The organism is uncultured Pontibacter sp. (assembly GCF_947492645.1).
Classification (GTDB): Bacteria; Bacteroidota; Bacteroidia; order Cytophagales; family Hymenobacteraceae; genus Pontibacter.
On the sequence record NZ_CANLMZ010000008.1, the window covers coordinates 729,412 to 749,129 of the forward strand.

The 19,718-nt window shown below is 46.6% G+C and carries 18 protein-coding genes; 8 read left to right on the forward strand and 10 right to left on the reverse strand.

The window, feature by feature from the left end; translation table 11 throughout:
* The first annotated feature begins 72 nt into the window (after positions 1–72).
* Both Q1A23_RS13575 and Q1A23_RS13580 read left to right on the forward strand, forming a co-directional pair.
* The gene (locus Q1A23_RS13575; protein ID WP_299824194.1) at positions 73–780 is read left to right on the forward strand and encodes a YebC/PmpR family DNA-binding transcriptional regulator; all 708 of its coding nucleotides are present in this window, start codon (positions 73–75) and stop codon (positions 778–780) included.
* A 114-nt stretch (positions 781–894) separates the two neighbouring features.
* Positions 895–1,857, forward strand: coding sequence for a calcium/sodium antiporter (locus Q1A23_RS13580; protein WP_299824196.1), 963 nt, complete (start codon positions 895–897; stop codon positions 1,855–1,857).
* A 58-nt stretch (positions 1,858–1,915) separates the two neighbouring features.
* On the opposite strand, the gene Q1A23_RS13585 is transcribed toward Q1A23_RS13580, so the two are convergent.
* Complete coding sequence (locus Q1A23_RS13585; RefSeq protein ID WP_299824198.1) at positions 1,916–3,196, reverse strand: erythromycin esterase family protein; 1,281 nt, start codon at positions 3,194–3,196, stop codon at positions 1,916–1,918.
* Between the two features lie 150 nt (positions 3,197–3,346).
* The gene (locus tag Q1A23_RS13590) at positions 3,347–4,081 is read right to left on the reverse strand and encodes a DUF4197 domain-containing protein (RefSeq protein ID WP_299824200.1); all 735 of its coding nucleotides are present in this window, start codon (positions 4,079–4,081) and stop codon (positions 3,347–3,349) included.
* Positions 4,082–4,147: 66 nt separating this feature from the next.
* Between Q1A23_RS13590 and Q1A23_RS13595 the strand changes: the two genes are divergently transcribed.
* The 4 genes from Q1A23_RS13595 (at position 4,148) to Q1A23_RS13610 (ending at position 8,260) form a co-directional block, all read left to right on the forward strand.
* Positions 4,148–5,407, forward strand: a complete 1,260-nt coding sequence (locus tag Q1A23_RS13595; protein WP_299824202.1) for a competence/damage-inducible protein A — start codon at positions 4,148–4,150, stop codon at positions 5,405–5,407.
* Positions 5,408–5,554: 147 nt separating this feature from the next.
* Positions 5,555–6,901, forward strand: coding sequence for a dihydrolipoamide acetyltransferase family protein (locus tag Q1A23_RS13600; RefSeq protein ID WP_299824203.1), 1,347 nt, complete (start codon positions 5,555–5,557; stop codon positions 6,899–6,901).
* 180 nt (positions 6,902–7,081) lie between these two features.
* Complete coding sequence (locus tag Q1A23_RS13605) at positions 7,082–7,609, forward strand: hypothetical protein (RefSeq protein ID WP_299824205.1); 528 nt, start codon at positions 7,082–7,084, stop codon at positions 7,607–7,609.
* A gap of 54 nt (positions 7,610–7,663) precedes the next feature.
* Complete coding sequence (locus Q1A23_RS13610; protein ID WP_299824206.1) at positions 7,664–8,260, forward strand: hypothetical protein; 597 nt, start codon at positions 7,664–7,666, stop codon at positions 8,258–8,260.
* 87 nt (positions 8,261–8,347) lie between these two features.
* Here Q1A23_RS13610 and Q1A23_RS13615 read toward each other — a convergent pair whose 3' ends face one another.
* From Q1A23_RS13615 to Q1A23_RS13625, 3 genes are all read right to left on the reverse strand, one after another.
* A complete protein-coding gene (locus Q1A23_RS13615) occupies positions 8,348–10,981 on the reverse strand; it encodes a valine--tRNA ligase (protein ID WP_299824208.1) in 2,634 nt (877 codons plus the stop codon).
* Positions 10,982–11,149: 168 nt separating this feature from the next.
* Positions 11,150–11,722 (reverse strand): pentapeptide repeat-containing protein, encoded by a 573-nt coding sequence (locus Q1A23_RS13620; protein WP_299824209.1) that lies wholly within the window; start codon positions 11,720–11,722, stop codon positions 11,150–11,152.
* A 75-nt stretch (positions 11,723–11,797) separates the two neighbouring features.
* Complete coding sequence (locus Q1A23_RS13625) at positions 11,798–12,148, reverse strand: 4Fe-4S dicluster domain-containing protein (protein WP_299824211.1); 351 nt, start codon at positions 12,146–12,148, stop codon at positions 11,798–11,800.
* 113 nt (positions 12,149–12,261) lie between these two features.
* On the opposite strand from Q1A23_RS13625, the gene Q1A23_RS13630 reads away from it, so the two are divergent.
* Positions 12,262–13,272, forward strand: a complete 1,011-nt coding sequence (locus Q1A23_RS13630; RefSeq protein ID WP_299824213.1) for an acyl-CoA reductase — start codon at positions 12,262–12,264, stop codon at positions 13,270–13,272.
* 86 nt (positions 13,273–13,358) lie between these two features.
* Positions 13,359–13,658 (forward strand): hypothetical protein, encoded by a 300-nt coding sequence (locus tag Q1A23_RS13635; RefSeq protein WP_299824215.1) that lies wholly within the window; start codon positions 13,359–13,361, stop codon positions 13,656–13,658.
* A gap of 94 nt (positions 13,659–13,752) precedes the next feature.
* Here the strand turns inward: Q1A23_RS13635 and Q1A23_RS13640 are convergent, their stop codons facing one another.
* The 5 genes from Q1A23_RS13640 to Q1A23_RS13660 form a co-directional block, all read right to left on the reverse strand.
* The gene (locus Q1A23_RS13640) at positions 13,753–14,610 is read right to left on the reverse strand and encodes a nucleoside phosphorylase (protein WP_299824217.1); all 858 of its coding nucleotides are present in this window, start codon (positions 14,608–14,610) and stop codon (positions 13,753–13,755) included.
* 296 nt (positions 14,611–14,906) lie between these two features.
* Entirely contained in the window at positions 14,907–15,875 is a 969-nt protein-coding gene (locus Q1A23_RS13645; protein WP_299824218.1) for a rhodanese-related sulfurtransferase, read from the reverse strand.
* A gap of 287 nt (positions 15,876–16,162) precedes the next feature.
* Positions 16,163–16,798 (reverse strand): NeuD/PglB/VioB family sugar acetyltransferase, encoded by a 636-nt coding sequence (locus tag Q1A23_RS13650; protein WP_299824219.1) that lies wholly within the window; start codon positions 16,796–16,798, stop codon positions 16,163–16,165.
* 319 nt (positions 16,799–17,117) lie between these two features.
* On the reverse strand, positions 17,118–18,419 hold the full coding sequence (locus tag Q1A23_RS13655) for a hypothetical protein (protein WP_299824220.1): 1,302 nt from the start codon (positions 18,417–18,419) through the stop codon (positions 17,118–17,120).
* Positions 18,420–18,421: 2 nt separating this feature from the next.
* Positions 18,422–19,699, reverse strand: a complete 1,278-nt coding sequence (locus Q1A23_RS13660; RefSeq protein ID WP_299824221.1) for a DUF2851 family protein — start codon at positions 19,697–19,699, stop codon at positions 18,422–18,424.
* Positions 19,700–19,718 lie beyond the last annotated feature (19 nt).

A 19,718-nucleotide genomic window follows, 5' to 3' on the forward strand; every position in this document is an offset into this window, starting at 1 on the left:
AATAATTCGATAACTAAAAATTACCATTTTACGGCTAAGCTGCCTAACTTTGTATACCACATAAGATATACTATGGGACGCGCATTTGAATTTAGAAAAGCCCGCAAGTTTAAACGCTGGGATAAAATGTCGAAGGCATTTACCCGCCTTGGCAAAGAGATTGTTATGGCCGTTAAGGAAAGCGGACCAAACCCTGAGACAAACTCACGTTTACGCTCGGCTATCCAAAACGCCAAAGGCGTTAACATGCCAAAAGACCGCATAGAGGCTGCTATCAAAAGGGCATCATCTAAGGAAGAGAAAGATTACGAAGAAGTTGTATACGAAGGCTATGCGCCTCACGGCATTGCAGTTGTGATAGAGTGCGCCACCGATAACCTGAACAGAACCGTAGCGAACGTGCGCATGCATTTCTCTAAAGGAGGCGGTTCTCTGGGCAAAACCGGGTCGCTTGACTTTATGTTTGATCGCAAAGGAATTTTCAAAATCTCGGCTGAAGGCATGAACCTGGAAGACCTGGAGCTGGAGCTGATTGATTTCGGTGCGGAGGACATTTACGAGCACGAAGGTGAGATTATCATCGAAACGCCTTTTACTGAGTTCGGCACCATGCAGAAGGGCCTGGAAGAAAAAGGGCTGGAGGTGATAAGCTCAGAAGTGCAGCGCATCCCTACCACCAGAACAGAACTTACCGAAGAGCAGGAAGAGGAAGTAATGGGCTTGATAGAGCGCTTCGAAGAAGATGATGACGTTCAGGCTGTTTACCACAACATGGCTTAAAACAGAAACAAAGATTATACTTTATGGCTGCTCACAAAATGGGCAGCCATAATTTTTTAAAAGTACTTACTTTAGAATTAACCGTATCAGTTCTAAAAATACGTTTATCAACCTATGCTTTTATACTTCCTGTTTGTAGTTGGTTTTGTTTTTCTTATCAAAGGTGCTGATATTTTAGTTTCAGGCGCATCCTCTATTGCTAAACGCTACGGCTTACCCGACATGGTGGTAGGGCTTACTATAGTGTCTTTTGGCACCTCCTTGCCCGAGCTTATCATTAATGTGCTCTCCAGTATGCAAGGGCAATCGGAACTGGCAATTGGTAATGTGTTTGGAAGCAATGTGGCTAACCTGCTGCTTATTTTAGGTATTACAGCTCTCATCTGTCCCCTACCTATAAAGCGCAACACTATACTTACAGAAATACCGTTTTCGCTGATTGCCACACTTTTAGTAGGTTTCCTGGCAAATGCGGCGCTGATTGATAACCGCACAGAATTATACATCAGCCGCACCGATGGCGGTATACTTCTGTTCTTCTTCGTGCTATTTATGGCATATATTTACAACATTGCCCGCACCAACAAAGATGAAGTTTTACCTGAGGAGATAAACGATGAAATGCCGATGGGCAAAGCTATTGTCTTCATTTTGCTTGGAGTAGTAGGCTTATTCCTAGGGGGTAAGTGGGTAGTAGACGGAGCAGTACACATTGCTCAGAACCTGGGGCTGAGCGAATCTTTTATAGGTTTAACTGTAGTGGCCATCGGCACTTCGCTTCCAGAGTTAGTCACCTCTGCCATGGCTGCTTACCGCCGCAACATTGATATAGCAGTAGGCAATGTGGTAGGCTCTAACATCTTTAACTTACTTTGGATCTTAGGCATTAGTGCCCTGATAAACCCGCTGCCTTTTGATGTGGTAAGTAATTCTGATATTGTGATGATGATCGTAGCAAGCACCCTGCTTATAATCACCATGCCTATTGGCAAAAAGAACACCATAGATCGTTGGAATGGAATTCTATACCTGTTGGTTTACATTGGCTACATCGTATTCCTGGTGCAGCGGGGATAAATATACCTCAATCGATGAGGGATAGTGCGCTTCTACAGTTCGCTACCCCTCATCTACCTTAATAATTCCAGGGGTACATGTCCGGTTCTTTGCCTGATGTAGTTTTCATGTGCAGGGGATGGACCGCCTCTGTCTCGTCAAAGTAAATAAAGGCGTCGTATCGCTCAGGTATAACGGTAGGCACATAGTTTCCAAGCATTTCATACTTTGGATCGTATACTACCCCAATTGCACGGTGGCCGATTCTGCGTTGCAGTTCAGGTACACTTTTTAGGTCTCTGGAAAGTATAATCTTATCGTCGGTACTGATTTGGTGCAGCATGTGCTCCCAACTGCCTTCAACGGCTGGCGGCATGTCCATTTTCTGCATTGGTGCCCCCCACAATTTACTTGCAATCACACTCCCCTGGTAAGAGCCGAAACCAATTAGCTTTACCTGTTCACGTCCATACTTTTCGCGGGCAAGCTGCCCTATATTAAACATTCCATCATCAGCCATATCGGTGTAGCTTGCATCGCCAATGTGGGTATTATGTTCCCATACAACTGCTTTTGAATGAGGCCCATGCAAGTCAAGTAGCCTGTCCAGGGTTTCAATCATGTGGCTGTCGCGCACGTTCCAGGAGCTGCTCCCCCCCTTAATCATGGCCCTGTAATACTTCTCTGCATTTACTGCCACCAAAGCATTTTGCCGTGTATTAAAATCGTTTTCAGGATCATCGGTAAAAGAGCGGTGTTGCTGTATTTTTTGTAGCATCTCTATTACCTCTCTTTCGCAGTTGGTAGGAACAAAGGCGGTGGCCTGTGCATACGTCTGAGGATCTCTGCCGAAAGGCTCAAAGCAATTGATGGCCATTTTGGCTGCCTCTACTGCCCGTCCGTCGTTACCTTCCAGAAACTTAAGGATTTGCTCCAGCGACTCCCAGAGGCTATAAACATCTAGCCCATAAAACCCAGCTTTATCGATGCCGCTACGCAAATGGTTCACGTCACGCATCCATTCTATCAAGGCGGCTACCTCCCAGTTTGCCCACATCCAGGTAGGCCAGCGGCGGTATACTTGCAGCACATCCGCTATTTTGCTTCCTGAGTTCTGATATCCTTTTATAAAGCGGTTTACAGCATAACACTCAGGCCAATCACCCTCAACTGCCACAAAATTAAACCCCTTTTCCTGTATTAGTCGCTTGGTAATAGCGGTGCGCCAGGTATAATATTCGGATGTACCATGCGATGCCTCCCCTAACATGACAACCCGGGCATCTTTGATCTCTTCAATTAGTGCATCTAAAGCTTTTTCCTTCGTGATCGGACTATACTTAAAAGGTTTGTTTTCCATAGCAGTAATACAAGCTGTTGATCAGGCAAGTAGCCCGGTGTAAATTTGCTGTATTGTACTTTTATTCAACTGTTTATGTTCCACAAAAAAAAGCACCCGCCTTACTTCTGAGTAAAGCGGGTGCTTTGAGTATGTAAATAGGCAATTAACCTATGACTGATTCTCCTTAGAGAACACGCGGCGCAGCAGTTCAGTCGTACGCGCAATCGGGTTTTCGCGAATATTGGCTTCTTCCTGGGCTACAAGTATAAACAGGCCGTCAATCGCTTTCTGGGTAGCGTAATCATCCAGATCCGGGTTAACTTTTTGCACCAGCGGTATTTTGTTGTACTGGTTTACAAGATCGGTATAATACTTTGTGGCATTTGTTTTACCCAAAGACTGCACCATGATGGGGTTAAATGTATTGTAGAGTTGCTGTGATGTAGTGCGCTTTAAATACTGAGTGGCAGCATCCTTGTCTCCTTTAAGTATAGCCCAGGCATCGGCAATGGTCATTTGTTTGATAGCGCTCACAAAAATTGGCACCGCACTCTTGGCGGCATCTTCTGCCCCACGGTTTAGGGTAAGTATAAATTTATCGACCTCGCTGCCTAAACCAACCTGGCGCAGAGTGTTTTCCACACGCTGCACATCCTTCGGGAAAGGAATGCGGATAAGTGAGTTTTTATAATAGCCATCGGTTTGGGACGCTTGATTTGCACCGTTTTTAATACCTATTTCCAAGGCTTGCTTAAGCCCGTTGGCCACTTCGCTTTGCGTTACCGGCCCTCCTGTGGTTGTACCTGCCAATACGCCATCCATGGTACGTTGTATATCGGTTGCCGTGCAGGCAGAGGCACCAAGCGCAACAGCTATAAAAGAAGTGTAAAGTAGTTTTTTCATATCGTTAGAACATCTTTAACTTGAAACAGTTTAACAGACCTACGCATAAATCAGACCAAAAAATATATGAAAGCCGTTATTGCTGAAATTATCACCATCGGAGACGAAATTCTTTACGGCCAGATAGTAGACACCAACTCTGCCTGGATGGGTGCAGAACTATCTAAGGCAGGTATTAAAGTTAAGCAGATCACTTCGGTTTCGGATAATGCCGGCCATATAACAGAGGCTTTGGATAACGCTAAAACCAGAGCCGATATTATACTTATGACAGGCGGCCTTGGCCCCACAAAGGATGACCTGACAAAAGATGTACTTACCGCATACTTCCATACCACCCTGCAGCTACACGAGCCATCGTTGGCAGATATAGCAGAGATTTTTAAAAACCGTGGCCGTGAACTGACAGAACTAAACCGTGAACAGGCTTTTTTACCAGCTGCCTGCACGCCTGTTCGCAATGTATTGGGCACGGCTCCGGGTATGTGGTTTGAGCAGAATGGCAAAGTATACGTATCTATGCCGGGCGTGCCCTTTGAGATGAAACGCATGATGACTGACATTGTGCTGCCGCAGCTAAAAGCATACTTTAAAACCCCTGAGATTATTCATAAAGTAGTGCAAACGGTGGGCATTGCAGAGTCTATACTTGCTGCCAAACTAGAGACCTGGGAAACGAGCCTGCCTGAGCACCTGAAACTGGCTTACCTGCCCCACCTGGGCAGCGTGCGTTTGCGGCTTACCGGCTCCGGAGAAGATGCAACACAGCTGGAGCAGGAAATGCAGGCGGAAGTAGATAAACTGCAACAGATAATACCGAGCTATATTTTTGCGCATGGCGAGATAAAATTAGAAGAGGCAATCGGACGGATGCTGAAAGAACGCGGCTTAACCATTGCCACCGCCGAAAGCTGCACCGGCGGCTACCTGGCGCATAAAATCACCAGTATAAGCGGCAGCTCGGCCTACTACCAGGGCAGCGTTATTGCTTACCACAACAATGTAAAAATCCGGGAGCTGAATGTAAATCCTGAAACCTTGCAGCAGCATGGCGCCGTAAGCGAGGCTACTGTGAAGGAAATGGCAGCCAACGTTAGGCTAAAATTCGGTTCTGACATTGGCGTTGCCACCAGCGGCATTGCAGGCCCTGACGGAGGCACACTTGATAAACCTGTGGGCACTATCTGGATAGCTTACTCGGACAAGTATAAAACAGAAGCCAGGCTGCTTCAATTTAATAAAGACAGGCTACTGAACATTGAGTACACAACTTTAGCCGTGCTGAACCTGGTGCGCCAAAGTTTGAACACAACCGTTGAGGAATAGGCTAAAATCATTAACTTTGTCTGGGTTTTTTAAGACAAAAGAGTTTTCGACAAAGTATAAAAGGCTCATTAGATGCCCTTTACCTTTGTCTTTTGTCCTTCATCTTTTATCATAAAACACAAAAATCGATCAACGAATAACGATAATATGGCACTTGTAGAAATGGTTATGCCCAAAATGGGCGAGAGTATCATGGAAGGTACCGTTCTTAAATGGCTCAAAAATGTGGGTGACACCATTGAGCAGGATGAGTCGGTGCTGGAAGTTGCTACAGATAAAGTGGACACAGAAGTACCTGCAATTCAGGGCGGTGTTTTAAAGGAAATTCTGGTACAGGAAGGCGATGTGGTTGCCGTTGGTGCTCCTATCGCTATCATCTCCACCGACGGTGAAGATACTGGCGCTGCCGCCCCTGCTACTGAGGCTCCTGCAGCTGCACCACTAGAAACTGCTGCCCCTGCCGCATCAGCCGCCTCTGTAGCTAAACTGGATCAGCCTGCCTCTGGCCGTTTCTACTCCCCGCTGGTATTAAATATTGCCCGCGAAGAAGGCATTTCGATGCAGGAACTGGAGTATGTGCCAGGTACCGGCAGCGAAGGCCGCGTGTCTAAGAAAGACATTATGAACTACCTGGCTAACCGTGGTGCTGCACCTCAGCAAGCCGCCGCTCCGCAGGCTCAGCCACAGGCACAACCGCAAGTTCAGGCTCCTGCCGCTGCACCAGCTCCGGCTGCTCAGCCACAGGCCGCTGCGCCTCAGGTTAAACCAGCTGCCTCTTACGGCGGCAACGTAGAGCTTATCGAGATGGACCGCATGCGCAAGATGATCGCCGACCGCATGGTAGACAGCAAGCGCATTTCTCCGCACGTTACTTCTTTTGTAGAGGCTGATGTTACCAACATCGTGAACTGGAGAAACAAGTGGAAGAACGAGTATAAGAAGCGCGAAGGCGAGAATTTAACCTTCACTCCTATCTTTATCGATGCCATTGCCAAAGCGATCAAAGATTTCCCGATGATCAACGTTTCTGTGGACGGTGGCACGATTATCCGTCACAAAGACATCAACATTGGTATGGCTGTGGCCTTGCCTTCAGGTAACCTGATCGTTCCTAACATCAAGAACGCTGACCAGCTTAACCTGAACGGCCTGACCAAGAAAGTAAACGATCTAGCAAACCGTGGCCGTATGAACAAGCTTACGCCAGACGATTTGGCCGGCGGTACTTACACCGTATCTAACGTGGGCTCATTTGGTAACGTAATGGGTACACCGATTATCATGCAGCCGCAGGTGGCTATTATGGCCGTTGGTGCAATCAAGAAAAAGCCAGCTGTTATCGAGACTCCGGAAGGCGATCTGATCGGTATCCGCCACTTCATGTACCTGTCGCACTCTTACGACCACCGTGTGGTTGATGGATCGTTGGGTGGCATGTTTGTGCGCCGCGTAGCAGATTACCTGGAGAACTTCGACGTAAACCAGACTATCTAATGTTTGATAAAATAGTTTTTTGACATAGCACAAAAGACTTAAAGTATAAAAGCCTGCTTCGGTAACCGGAGCAGGCTTTCTTTTTGGATTTAGCTTTAAGCCTATCTTTTTTCTAATATTTATAGTATAAATTCGAGTCTTACAAGCTGTAAACAATCCCTATACATAAACTACAAGACTATGAGAAATATCTTACCCTGGATCATCACGGCCCTTTTCCTGTTCCTGGCCATCTACTTTTACTGGCAAAAAAACGAAGCAGAGAGCAGACTGAGTATCGCCGACAACGAAGTAGCCGAAATTGACAGAGAACTGGAGCAGGAACGCATTGAGGCGGACTCGCTGGAAAGTATGATGCTGCCCCCGGATACCATGCAGATGGATACACCGCCAAGCGCTGCTTTTGTGGACGAATTGGGCTCCTTAAGCGAAAGCGACATGCAGCGCCTGAAACGCAAAGGCCTCCGCAACCCCGAAACTGACCTGATGAACGACCTGAACCGCAAGCAGCGCACCCTTATACCCGCAGAGGGCAGCATGGGCGGCAGCATGGGCGGCACCATGGCCATCCGGGATAGCCGCATCCTCAACGACCGATATGCCCTGGCCTATTATGAAGACGGGCACAACGGTGGCTACATAGTTTTAAAGTATGAGGTAAACAACGGCAACATTACATGGAAAGTAGTAGATAATTCTAAATTGTAATTTCTAGCACAAGTTTTGAGCAAGAGAAGTATAACGTATAAACTATCCGCTAAAATGATGCTACTCCACGCCATACTTCCCCTGCTCTTTTCTTTTATACTTGCCGATACTGGCCAGCTTAAACTGCAGCAGGATATTCAAAAAGATGTAACGCAGCTACAGCAGAGCAACCGCTACTTTATCAGCGACAACACCTCCGAAACAGCCTCGCTACAGCACATGCTCGCTGACCTGCAATTGTTTGGGATGATTGCCAGTTTAGATTTAAGTAAAGCCGGGCATAGCCAGCAACAGCAGGGGCAGCACCAGGTACAGCAATGGCTTTTTGAAGAAGGCGAAATCAGAAGTATAAAGCAGGTTGAAAGTATAATTGCCCTCGATACGGTAGTTACGCAACACTACCTCGAAAACCGACCTCCATCGCAGCACCGCATCACGAACAATTTTGTTTTCAGAGCTTACCAGGTCTCAACTGCAACAGAGCCGGCAAAGCTTTTTTATTTAACCGAAGAAAGCCAGGGCTTACTCCTGTACCGCCTCGGAAAAAAGCAGGTAGACATAAGCTATACTGCAGCCAAAAACGGACTTAACCACCTGCTGCCAAAGTACCAGGCTGAGGTAACCGCTATTTTAATGCAAAGTATAAAGTAGCTTTTACGTTGCTGACCCTTTCTTAAAACCACAACAGGCCGCTCCTGATGCAGAAGCGGCCTGTCGCGGTTTATTATACTTTATACATTAAAGCGATGCCAGACTCTGCTCAATGGCTTTGATCTTTGCTTCTGCATCGGCTTTTTTCTTACGCTCGTTTGAGATAACACTCTCTGGTGCACCGCTTACAAAACGCTCGTTGCTCAGCTTTTTATCTACCGAAAGCAAGAAGCCCTTGGTGTACTCCAGTTCTTTGGTTAAACGCTCCCGCTCCGCATCCAGGTCAATGTTTCCTTCCATTGGGATAAAAAACTCGTCACCGGAAACAATAAAGCTGATAGCACCATCGATACTTTCCTGCACATACTGCACCTCGCCCAGATTTGCAAGCTTGCGCATCACTCCAAAGAAAGGCTCATAATGGTCGTGGTTCATCACCTTTATGAAAAGATCTAGCTGCTTGTTGTTTGGTATATTTTTGGAGTTGCGGATATTGCGAACAGATCCTACAATATTCAACACGCTCTCCATCGTATCGATTACCTGCTTATCAAACTTGTCTTTTTTAGGCCATGCCGCTACAATCAGGTATTCTTTGTCTTTACGCGCTTTCAGGTCATGCCAGATCTCTTCGGTGATAAACGGCATAAACGGATGCAACACTTTCAGCACCTTCTCCAGGTAATCGATCGTAGTATCCAGCGTTTGCTTATCAATCGGCTGCTGATATGCGGGTTTGATCATCTCCAGGTAGTTAGAGCAGAAATCATCCCAAACCAGTTTGTAAACTGCCAGCAACGCATCTGAAATACGGAACTTACTGAAGTGGTCTTCTATCTGTGCAAAGGCCTCGTTGAATCTGGAATCGAACCACTTGATAGCAGTTTCGTTCGGGCACGGCAGGCTTTCGTCTACTTCCCATCCCTTTATCAACCTAAAGGCATTCCAGATTTTGTTAGAGAAGTTACGGCCTTGCTCTACCAGTTTCTCATCAAATAAAAGGTCGTTACCAGCCGGTGAGCTGAACAACATACCTGCGCGCACACCATCAGCACCATACTGGTCTATCAGGTCGAGTGGGTCTGGTGAGTTACCCAGCGATTTAGACATTTTGCGGCCTTGCGTATCGCGTACTATACCCGTTAAGTATACATTCTTGAACGGCATCTCGTTACGGAACTCGTAGCCGGCCATAATCATTCGCGCTACCCAGAAGAACAGGATCTCAGGGGCAGTTACCAGGTCGTTTGTCGGGTAATAGTATAAAATATCCTTGTTATCCGGGTCTTTAAAACCGTCAAAAACAGATATTGGCCATAACCACGACGAGAACCAGGTATCCAGCACGTCTTCATCCTGGCGCAGGTCTGATAGCTGCAGGTTTTCGTTGCCGCTTTCTTTACGGGCTAGTACCAAGGCCTCCTCTGCAGTTGTTGCTACTACAAAAGAACCGTCTGGCAGGTAGTAAGCCGGTATCTGCTGGCCCCACCACAGTTGGCGTGAAATACACCAGTCGCGGATGTTTTCCATCCAGGAGCGGTACATGTTCTTGAACTTAGGCGGGTGCAGGCGAATTTCGTCATTCATAACAGACTCTAGTGCTGGCCCGGCCATCTTATCCATTTTGCAGAACCATTGCATCGACAAGCGCGGCTCAATTACAGCACCTGTACGCTCTGATGTTTGCAACACAGAGGCATATTCTTCAATCTTAACTAGCAAACCGGCTTCCTGCAGGTCTTTTACGATGTTACGGCGCGCCGCAAAACGATCCTGGCCCACATATAGCTGCGCCTGCTCGTTCAGAGTACCGTCGTTGTTCAGGATATCAATAGTTGGCAGCTTGTGCTTCTGCCCCAGTTCATAGTCATTTAAATCATGGGCTGGCGTTACTTTAAGCGCACCAGTACCAAAATCTATACTTACATACTCATCAAGTATAACAGGAATCTCTTTGCCCAGCAACGGGATGCGCACAGACTTACCGTGCAGGTGCATGTAACGCTCATCGTTCGGGTTTACGGCCACAGCCACGTCAGCCATGATGGTTTCAGGGCGCGAGGTAGCAACTGTTATATAGGTTGGCGCTGCTGCACCCTCTGCCACTACTTCGTAGTTCAGGTGGTACATTTTTGCCATTGTGTCTTTTGGGATAACCTCTTCATCAGAAAGTGCAGTACCGCCTAGTGGGTCCCAGTTAACCATACGCACGCCACGGTAAATCTGGCCTTTGCGGTACAGGTCCACAAACACCTCAATTACGGCAGCACTCAGGTCGTCTTCCATGGTAAAGCGGGTGCGGTCCCAGTCACAGGAAGCTCCGAGTTTCTTTAGCTGTTCCAGTATAATGCCGCCATACTTCTCTTTCCACTCCCAGGCATACTTTAGGAACTCTTCGCGGGTAAGGTCTTTTTTCTCGATGCCGCGCTCTTTTAATAAGGCTACTACTTTAGCCTCTGTAGCAATAGAAGCGTGGTCGGTGCCCGGAACCCAGCAAGCCTCTTTGCCCTGCATACGTGCACGGCGAATCAGCACATCCTGTATAGTATTATTAAGCATGTGGCCCATGTGCAGCACACCCGTTACGTTTGGCGGCGGAATCACAATGGTGTAAGGCTCTTTATTCGGGTTAGGCTCAGAATGGAAGAAGCCGCGCTGCATCCAGCTTTCGTACCACTTCTTTTCTACTTCCTTGGGGTTATATTTTGTTGATATCGACATCGTATACTATTGTTTTGCTGGGTAATTAGCTAAATAGCAAAATTAGCTAATTTGTAGCAATTAAGAATCAAGAATCCTTGAGAAGGCTCTATTTTGCTTTATATTCTGATCTTATTATTGAGGCAAAGGCGGCGCTCTCGATGAAGTAACACTTAAAAGCAGCCAAATCTAGCTTATCTGCAGGTGGTGCTTTGTTAGTAAACCCTGCAAACCGTACTGCGAAAAACGGGCATTTTTGATGGTATTCAGCTCCGCATCAATATCGAAATTGTAGGCTGTAGAAAAGTCTGCTCCGGTAAGCATTGTGTTATTGAAAACGGCACCTTCCAAATCAGTATTATCAAACACCGCGTTACCAAGGCCTGCACCCGAAAAGTCTGCGCTTTTTAAAGAAGTACTGATGAAATGGGTCTTCGGCATTTTCTTTCGCTGGAAAGAAGCATAATCCAGGAAACAGCCCTCAAAGCGTACTGTAAAAAGGAAATTCTCGCACTCGCTGAAGTTTACCCCTACCAGTTTACACTCTTTGAAAACCACATTGTTCAACGTAGCGCCGCCTAGTTTGAGCATCGCCAGGTTACAGCCGATGAAGGTGCAATCGGTGAAGCGGTTATGAGAAAAGTTGCTGCCAGAGAAATCGCAAAGCTTAAAGGTACATTCTTCAAACTCCCTGCTTTTGATCTCTTTATTCGGGTAAACAATTTTTTCAAACGTTTTACCTTCGTGTACTAATCCTTCCATAGTCCTCAATTTGATGGGTGCTTAAACAAAAAGCCCGCCCTATGGGGCAGGCTTTCTGGGGTAAGCTTTTTATACTTAGGCCTCCTGGTGCAACCAGGATTTTTTGGCCAGTAGTTCTTCCTCTGTCTCGCGGTAGTCCGGATCGTCTACGCAGCAATCCACAGGGCAAACGGCAGCGCATTGCGGCTCTTCATGAAAGCCCATGCACTCTGTACATTTATCTGACACAATGTAGTAAAACTCGTCAGAGATAGGTGGCTGCGCCTCATCTCCGGGAATAACCTCTCCTCCGTCGATCTCTACCTCTTTCAGCGCTGTACCACCGCCCCAGGTCCAGTCCGCACCACCTTCGTAAATGGCAGTATTCGGGCATTCTGGTTCGCAGGCACCGCAGTTAATACACTCGTCAGTTATCATTATCGCCATAGTCGTATCTCCTGTATATTTTTTATACTTTTGTACTTCGTGTTTTGTTAAACAAACAAAATTAGGAACAATCGGTATCCTTATCAAATAATTTTTACGCTATACCTACTGCCATGACTTTAGAGAACCGCATAGAAGCCTTTGTAGAACTTGGCAAACAGCTCCAAAGCCTGACCCCAGACGACCATAAAACATGGGCCCGACTGGCTGCATCGCGCAATACCTGGTTTGATGAGCGCAATGTTACTACAGCTATAAATGGCATTGCCACTCTCCTGTATGAACAGTACCTGCGTGAATGGCTTTACCCCTACCACCTAAAACAGGTTACACCTAAAAAAGTTGGTGTGGTAATGGCAGGTAATATTCCGATGGTGGGTTTCCACGATTTTATGGCTGTATTACTGAGCGGGCACCATTTATTGGCCAAGCTGAGTTCTGATGACGAAGTGCTGATGAGGAAATTAGCTGACATGCTGATCGCCATTGAGCCGGCTTTTGCCAGCTATATCCAGTTTGTGCCCATGCTGAAAGATGCCGATGCCATTATTGCAACAGGATCAGACAACACGGCCCGCTACTTTGAATACTACTTTGCCAAGCGCCCACACATTATCCGCAAGAACCGCACAAGCATAGCCATACTTACAGGCCATGAAGAAGTAGACGACCTAAAGGCTTTAGGCAACGATATTTTCCAGTACTTTGGGCTTGGCTGCCGCAACGTGTCCAAAGTTTTTGTACCAGAGGGGTATACTTTTGATAAGTTTTTTGAGGCAAACGAGCACCGCAGTAATATTCTGGATATGCATAAATACCAGAATAACTACGACTACAACAAATCCATACTTCTGGTAAACCGCGTACCGCACTTCGATAACGGTTTTATGCTGGTGCAGGAAAGTGAGAACCTGGTATCTCCTATTTCGGTGCTGTTTTATCAGAAGTTCAAGTCGCTCGCAGACCTTAGGCACAACATAAATGCTGTAAAAGATAAAACGCAATGCCTGGTATCGGCACATGGATGGTTTGAAGGCAGCATACCTTTTGGCGATGCGCAATGCCCTATGCCCTGGGATTATGCTGACGGCGTAGATACATTGGCCTTTCTGCAAAAAATTTAGGCAGCAGCAACGCTATAGCCCTTTAGCTTTCGTATTTATAACTAGTGAAGTGTAGTTTGGTGTTTCACTTTTTTAATGCACCGCACATGAAAGCTACAGTAGACCGCATCCCTATGGTGGAGAAGGAAATGATTCCGTTCTTCCACTTTAGCCAAACCGACGTGCTGGAAAACACAGCCGATAAAATAAAACGCATGTGGGACCTAAACCGGGCCTCTATGTTGGGCAATGGCTATCGCGGAAAGGTGGAAATAACGTTTGTTACAGCAGAAGGAGAGCTTAAGCGCGTTGACACGACAGTTTGGGCCGTAGACGATAAGTATATAACTTTGAAGGCTGGCTGCTTTATTCCCATCTCTTCTATAGTTGGCGTAGAGTTCTTCTAAGTATTTTATACTTCTAATATAAGTATAAATTAAAAGTCCGCCCTCTTTTCAGCAGCAGCCGAAGCGAGGGCGGACTTTTGTTTGAAGCAGCTTATTAAATCCTGTCAAGTACTTTCAGAATCAGGTCGTCTACAACGGCATCGGCGTTCTCAGCAAACTTCTGTGTAACACGGTTTGCCACAATCGCATTAAGCGACAGCATTTCGTGACCCAGCAAGCGGCCCATACTATAGTATCCTGCAGTCTCCATTTCAAAGTTGGTTAGTTTAAAATCGCAAACCCTGAACTGGTTGTAAGTTTGTAATAGCTGCGGGTTCTTTAAACCGGCACGCAGTACTCGCCCCTGCGGGGCGTAAAAGCCGGGGCAGGTAAGCGTGTTCCCCGGAATCATATCAAATGCAATTTGCTGGATCAGCTCCTGAGAGCCATTCACGCAGTAAGGTTTGAAGCTTAGGCCAAGCTCTTTCTGAAGCGCCTCTGCTATACTTTGTTCGTTCTCGCTCTGCTCCAGCGGGTAAAACTCCATAAGCGTATCTATGCCAACTGCGTAATGCGAAGCCAGGTGGCTGCCAAGCGGCACATCATCCTGTAAAGCACCTGAAGTACCCACCCGCACAATCTTAAGCTTTATCTTTTCTTCGTTAACTTCCCTGCTCGTGAAATCAATGTTAACCAGCGCATCCAGCTCGTTCATCAGAATATCAATGTTATCGGTACCCATACCTGTAGAGATAACCGTGATGCGTTTGCCTTTATAGTAGCCGGTGTGGGTAACAAATTCACGCTTTGCTATCTGCACCTCTATTTCGTCAAAATGCCTGCTCACGCGCGCTACCCTGTCCGGATCGCCAACAGTAATGATCTTATCTGAAATATGCTCTGGCAGCAGGTTAAGATGATACACGCTGCCATCAGCGTTAATAATCAATTCTGATTCTGGAATTACAGCCATATAAGTGTGATGTTGTTTGTTGTGTTTCTACGTTAATTATAATCTACCATTTCTTTTTCAGAAAGTAGCTCTTGTTCCCGGTACGTTACCATCTACACGAAAGTATAAATGCGCCCATTTGGGGATAGCAAATTACTGTATAAGGGTTGGCTTGGATTTGCAGCTGTTGCATCATATTTTTCTTGCAAAAACTTCAGGAACGGTAAAGACTGCTTATCAACTGACAGCTACAAGGTATAAAAAACGAAAAGCGCAGCCATGCAAAGGCTGCGCTTTTCTTGAGCTTTAGAGAATACTTATACTTGTACGTCAGATTTCTTCTTACGGTTGAATCCTTTCAACGGATTATAACCATTCGTTTCCTTTTGATAGTAACCTGTGCCGTCGTAAGGGCGCTTATCAGGGTGCTCTTTACACTCTTCTGAGCAGGCTCCGTCCAGCTGTACGCCACAATTTTCGCAGATAGGTACATGCAGGTTGCAAACGGGGTTGGCGCAGTTCACCATTCTATCGGACTTAGTGCCGCATACATGGCAGGTAGATACGATGGTTGGGTTTACTTTATTTATATCTACAGCCACGCGGTTATCAAACACATAACACTTGCCTTCAAAGTCTTCGCCGCCGGCTTCCATGCCATACTTTATAATGCCGCCATGCAGTTGGTAAACATCTTCAAAGCCCTGATCCAGTAAAAAGGCACTCGCCTTCTCGCACTTAATGCCACCGGTACAGTAAGTCAGTATTTTCTTGTCTTTATACTTTTCCTTCAGCTCATTTACCTTATCCGGAAACTCGCGGAAGTTTTCGATATCCAACGTTACGGCATTTTTAAAACGCCCTACGCTGTGCTCGTAATCAGAGCGTACATCAAGCACAACCACATCTTCTTTATCTTTCAGTTCTTTAAACTCCTGCGGAGAAAGATGCACGCCTGTGCGCTCGTTCGGGTTAATGTGACGCAGGCCGGAGTGAACAATTTCTGGCTTGTAACGCACGTGCAGCTTCGCGAAAGCATGTGCCTCCGAAGGGTCAACCTTGAAATCTGTTTTGGCGAAACGTGGGTCTGCGTGCAGGCGCCTCATGTACTCTTCGCAGTTTTCCTTAAGTCCCGACACCGTACCGTTCAGGCCTTCGTCGGATACAATAATGCGGCCCAGCAGGTTTAGCTCCAGGCAAAGCAGGTGATGCTCGTCGCGGTAAGCTTCCGCGTTGTCTATCTGCGCGTAGCAGTAGTAAAGTAATATGCTGTATGGTTTGTTCATAACGGCTTAGTTTCTCGCTAAGTGTTAAAATTGATTGTTTAGTTGTTTGCTCTTTCGGAGCTATTAATATTTTTTACTTGCTTAAACTCACTTCAATTTAGTATAGAGCCCAGCCCTTGCCGCGTGTTTCCACCAGCAAGCACTATAGCCAGGCCGCTGCTTTTATTTTTAGTAAAAACACCAACAATGGTAGCGTAATTTATACTTACAAAGCTAAAAGCTGCATTTATACTTCAAAATGATTTTTATCAGTTTGGCTAAACAACAGCTTTGGCAAGTATAAAAGTTTATTTTACGGGTGCAGCCGGGTTACCAAACACCGTTGCCTTGGCTGGCACATCGGCTATAACCACAGCACCGGCACCAACGCGTGCGTTCTTGCCTATCTTTACGCCAGATACAATTACAGCACCTGACCCGATAAAGGCTCCTTCTTCTACTTTAGCTTCTGAGTTGATCACAGCGCCTGCACCTATCTGCGCAAAATCAGCAATCTCGGCATACGTGTCTACCACGGCGTTGGAGTGGATCAAGGTATAGTTTCCGATCTTAGCGTTGTTGTTTACTACCGCACCGGCTGCTACCATGTTACCGTGGCCTAACCATGCAAACTCAGATACAGAACTGGATTGGTGAATGGCATTTACAGGAATAACCTTTTGCTCGTCTTTCAGCATTTTAATCAGGCCCTTGCGTGCAGCAGAGTCTTCTACGGCTACAAACACATCGCATTTCTTTCCAACCAGTTTCAGAAACTCATTGTCTTCTGTGCTGCTCATCACCGACACATTGTTGACTTCCTGCTGCTGCAGGTCTTTGCTGTCGTCGAGGAAGCAGTACACTACCACGTTGTTGCTGTTAAAAATATCTAATGCTTCGGTACCCAATTTCTGGGCGCCTAATATGATGACAGGATTTTGCATAGCTCTCTTAAATAAAGCGCAAAGGTACAAAGAAGCTAGGGAGTTTGAAACAAACGAGATTTTTGTTATTCGTTGTTGGTTGTTCGTTAATCTTAGAACTGACGTTTTACCTTGTTGCCGGGAGCATTATCATTTGTAGGGACAGGTCGCGACCTGTCCGCAGATAGGCCTTTCTATGAAACTTTAATAATCAGCACATACAAACTTACCTATCGAACATCCTGTTCATCCATTATTTCTGCAAATCCTGATTCAGACAGTTTACCATATGCACGGTTCGGACAGGTCGCGACCTGTGCCTACGAAGGGAACAAATGCATCATTCTTGCATAACTAACAGCCGCAGTTTAACCAATAATTTCTGGGCATACTGGTTCTGCAGCAGCAGGTATACCGCAAAAGGCAAAAACACGATGCGGTAGCGGCTTAATGTGCCGAAGTTAGGCGTAGACAGCCCTATGATTACCCCGAAACATAAAATCAGCAGCACAAAACATACCTGTAAAAGTGTGATCTCTTTTAAGCCGTTTTTGAAGAGACGCAACAAGGCCATACTTGTTAGCAGCACCAGCAAAAGGTTTTCCAGGCTCATGAGCAAGTATAAAATGTTTGTCCCCTCCCAGATAAAAGGGCGGTAAACTGCACTAAAAAAAGCTTCCGGGGAATTGGCAAGTATACTCAACAAGGTAGGTTCCAGGTTTTCGAGCTCAATATGAGGTCGTGCCTGCGATAGCTTCAGAACGCCCTCGTATGTATCAACCAGATTGTGAAAGAAAAAAGCATTATTGAAATTGATTGCCAGGTAAAGCCCAAATAAAACCATAATGCCGAATCCGGCCACAAACACCAGTACCTGGCTACGTGCCTGATTCAGGTATTTTGTCTTTTTACCTGTCAACCTAAGTATAAAGTATAAGCACAGCAGCGGCAAGAGTATAAGTGCCATAAAAAACTTTATCCTGTAAAACAGATACAGCATAAATGGCAGCAGCAGCCAGTTAGCTATACTTAAGCGCCTGCCCTCAGCAAGTTGTATAGCCATGGCAATTACCCAGCACATGCTCCCGAAAAGTATGGCATCTTTTAGTACGCCGGAGCTCCAGAACACCACCGACGGAAAGTATAAAAACGCCAATACAGCAGCAGCTTTATACTTTGGAAAATACCTTATTAAAGTAGCTGCCAACGTAGCTGTGCCCCAGAAACTAAACAGCGACAAGTATAACCCGTTTAGGTAGTAATGGCTATTGGTGAGCAGGTTAAGCAGGCTGAGCAGTTTAATAAAGAAGAAAGAGTTTGAGAAATCCGGGAGTCTGGAGAATGGCACCGTAGCCCTGAACGCTTCGCTCTCGAACTGGTTAAAAAGTATAAGTTTGCAGTACCCTCCAAAATTCTGCCCGGCATAATCAGAAAGTATAAGCGATCCTTTCTGGAAAGTAAGCGTGTCGCCTTCGTGGTAGTAGTGGTGATAAAGCAGGCCTAAAAGTATACCAGCCAGCAGCTTTAACCCCAACGCCGGCAGCAGGTGCTTTTTTATAAGTTGCAGATGATGTTGCCGGTGCAACAGCCAGGCTAAACTACCCAGCAGCAAAGCGTTAAATAAGTATAAAAGCATCTCCATACTTAGCTTGCCCGCTGCCTCATAATCTTATTACCAATACCGCATTGCATGCAATTTACCGGCTCGCAGTAAAACCGAAACAAGCCTAAAGCTGCCTGGTTATCTGCCGCTGATTTTGCCTCCCAGCCAAGCTCCTCATAAAGGCGCGTATACTTGTTGCTTTCCTCTTTCAATCCTTCCAGCAAAGAGATGGCTTTTTCCTGGTATTGCCGGTTGCCGGTATGGTTGGCATAAGCTACCAGCAGCGGCACCGCCACGTTTATAACTAAATTCTGGGCGCTGCTCTTGCCCATGCTTAGCTGTTTGCTCTTAGTCTCTCTGCCGAGCATATAATGCTGCTGCCAGTACTCCGACACCTGCGCCCTGAAAAGTGCTTCATAGGCTTTTACCGTGTCCAGCTCAAGCAAAGTGGTAAAAAGTGACGACCGCTTATGAAGCACAGCTGCCAGCTGGGCCAGCCGCACCGTCGGGAAATTGCCGGGGCGCATCCGCAGGAAATTCCATTGGTGTGGCGGCATAGGTTGCAGTTTGTACTTGTGCGCCAGGAAAGTATACTCCTTTGCCAGCTGCACCGCATAATCATCAGCAGGGTCAGTTAAAAAGCCTGCCTGCCCGAACAGGAGCGCCTCCAACTGAAATTGTGAAGCCACATGCTGCCGCACTACTTTAAAAGGCAAGGCCTTGGCCAGTTGCTCGAAAGCCAGTTGGTTTGTTTTAAAGCCGAAGCTACGGAGCAACGTATAATAAGCCGTTTGCTCCCAGTCGTTGCCGGTGCTTTGGTAGGTTTGCAGCACCTCCTCTCCCTTCAGCTCTAACCGCTCAACCAGGGCTCGCTCCATCATGGCTATTTTGGTTACCTCCGGCACACTTGGCCAAAAAGCCGCACAAGGTATGGCATTTTGGGCCTGCTGCAGTTGCTGGTACCGATGCACCAGCTGCAGATCAACCCGCCCCTGCAACTCAAATACAGGTATAAGGCTGCCATCCTGGCGGTAAACTGGTTTGTCAGCCTCCCATACTACATGCAGTACCACCTGGTCATACTTGCTATCGGTGTGGTGTTGGTGGCGCTGCCAGTCAGATGCTTTCAGGTGCACCTCTACGCTGCCCGACCACTCTACTTCGCCTATTTTGATGATGGCTTCTTTAAAATCGGGACCGGCTTCGGTGTTGTAATAGCCGGTTCTGATTACCTGCACAGGCTCCCCATCGGTAGTGGCTACTTCCGATTTATCGAAATACTGATGCCGCCAGATGTAGTGCAGGAAATCTTCTTTCACGATGGGGAATGGCTTATTA

Coding starts and splice junctions, on each gene's coding strand:
- Q1A23_RS13575 (WP_299824194.1), top strand. CDS start 73: ATGGGACGCGCATTTGAATTTAGAAAAGCCCGCAAGTTTAAACGCTGG.
- Q1A23_RS13580 (WP_299824196.1), top strand. CDS start 895: ATGCTTTTATACTTCCTGTTTGTAGTTGGTTTTGTTTTTCTTATCAAA.
- Q1A23_RS13585 (WP_299824198.1), bottom strand. CDS start 3,196: ATGGAAAACAAACCTTTTAAGTATAGTCCGATCACGAAGGAAAAAGCT.
- Q1A23_RS13590 (WP_299824200.1), bottom strand. CDS start 4,081: ATGAAAAAACTACTTTACACTTCTTTTATAGCTGTTGCGCTTGGTGCC.
- Q1A23_RS13595 (WP_299824202.1), top strand. CDS start 4,148: ATGAAAGCCGTTATTGCTGAAATTATCACCATCGGAGACGAAATTCTT.
- Q1A23_RS13600 (WP_299824203.1), top strand. CDS start 5,555: ATGGCACTTGTAGAAATGGTTATGCCCAAAATGGGCGAGAGTATCATG.
- Q1A23_RS13605 (WP_299824205.1), top strand. CDS start 7,082: ATGAGAAATATCTTACCCTGGATCATCACGGCCCTTTTCCTGTTCCTG.
- Q1A23_RS13610 (WP_299824206.1), top strand. CDS start 7,664: ATGATGCTACTCCACGCCATACTTCCCCTGCTCTTTTCTTTTATACTT.
- Q1A23_RS13615 (WP_299824208.1), bottom strand. CDS start 10,981: ATGTCGATATCAACAAAATATAACCCCAAGGAAGTAGAAAAGAAGTGG.
- Q1A23_RS13620 (WP_299824209.1), bottom strand. CDS start 11,722: ATGGAAGGATTAGTACACGAAGGTAAAACGTTTGAAAAAATTGTTTAC.
- Q1A23_RS13625 (WP_299824211.1), bottom strand. CDS start 12,148: ATGGCGATAATGATAACTGACGAGTGTATTAACTGCGGTGCCTGCGAA.
- Q1A23_RS13630 (WP_299824213.1), top strand. CDS start 12,262: ATGACTTTAGAGAACCGCATAGAAGCCTTTGTAGAACTTGGCAAACAG.
- Q1A23_RS13635 (WP_299824215.1), top strand. CDS start 13,359: ATGAAAGCTACAGTAGACCGCATCCCTATGGTGGAGAAGGAAATGATT.
- Q1A23_RS13640 (WP_299824217.1), bottom strand. CDS start 14,610: ATGGCTGTAATTCCAGAATCAGAATTGATTATTAACGCTGATGGCAGC.
- Q1A23_RS13645 (WP_299824218.1), bottom strand. CDS start 15,875: ATGAACAAACCATACAGCATATTACTTTACTACTGCTACGCGCAGATA.
- Q1A23_RS13650 (WP_299824219.1), bottom strand. CDS start 16,798: ATGCAAAATCCTGTCATCATATTAGGCGCCCAGAAATTGGGTACCGAA.
- Q1A23_RS13655 (WP_299824220.1), bottom strand. CDS start 18,419: ATGGAGATGCTTTTATACTTATTTAACGCTTTGCTGCTGGGTAGTTTA.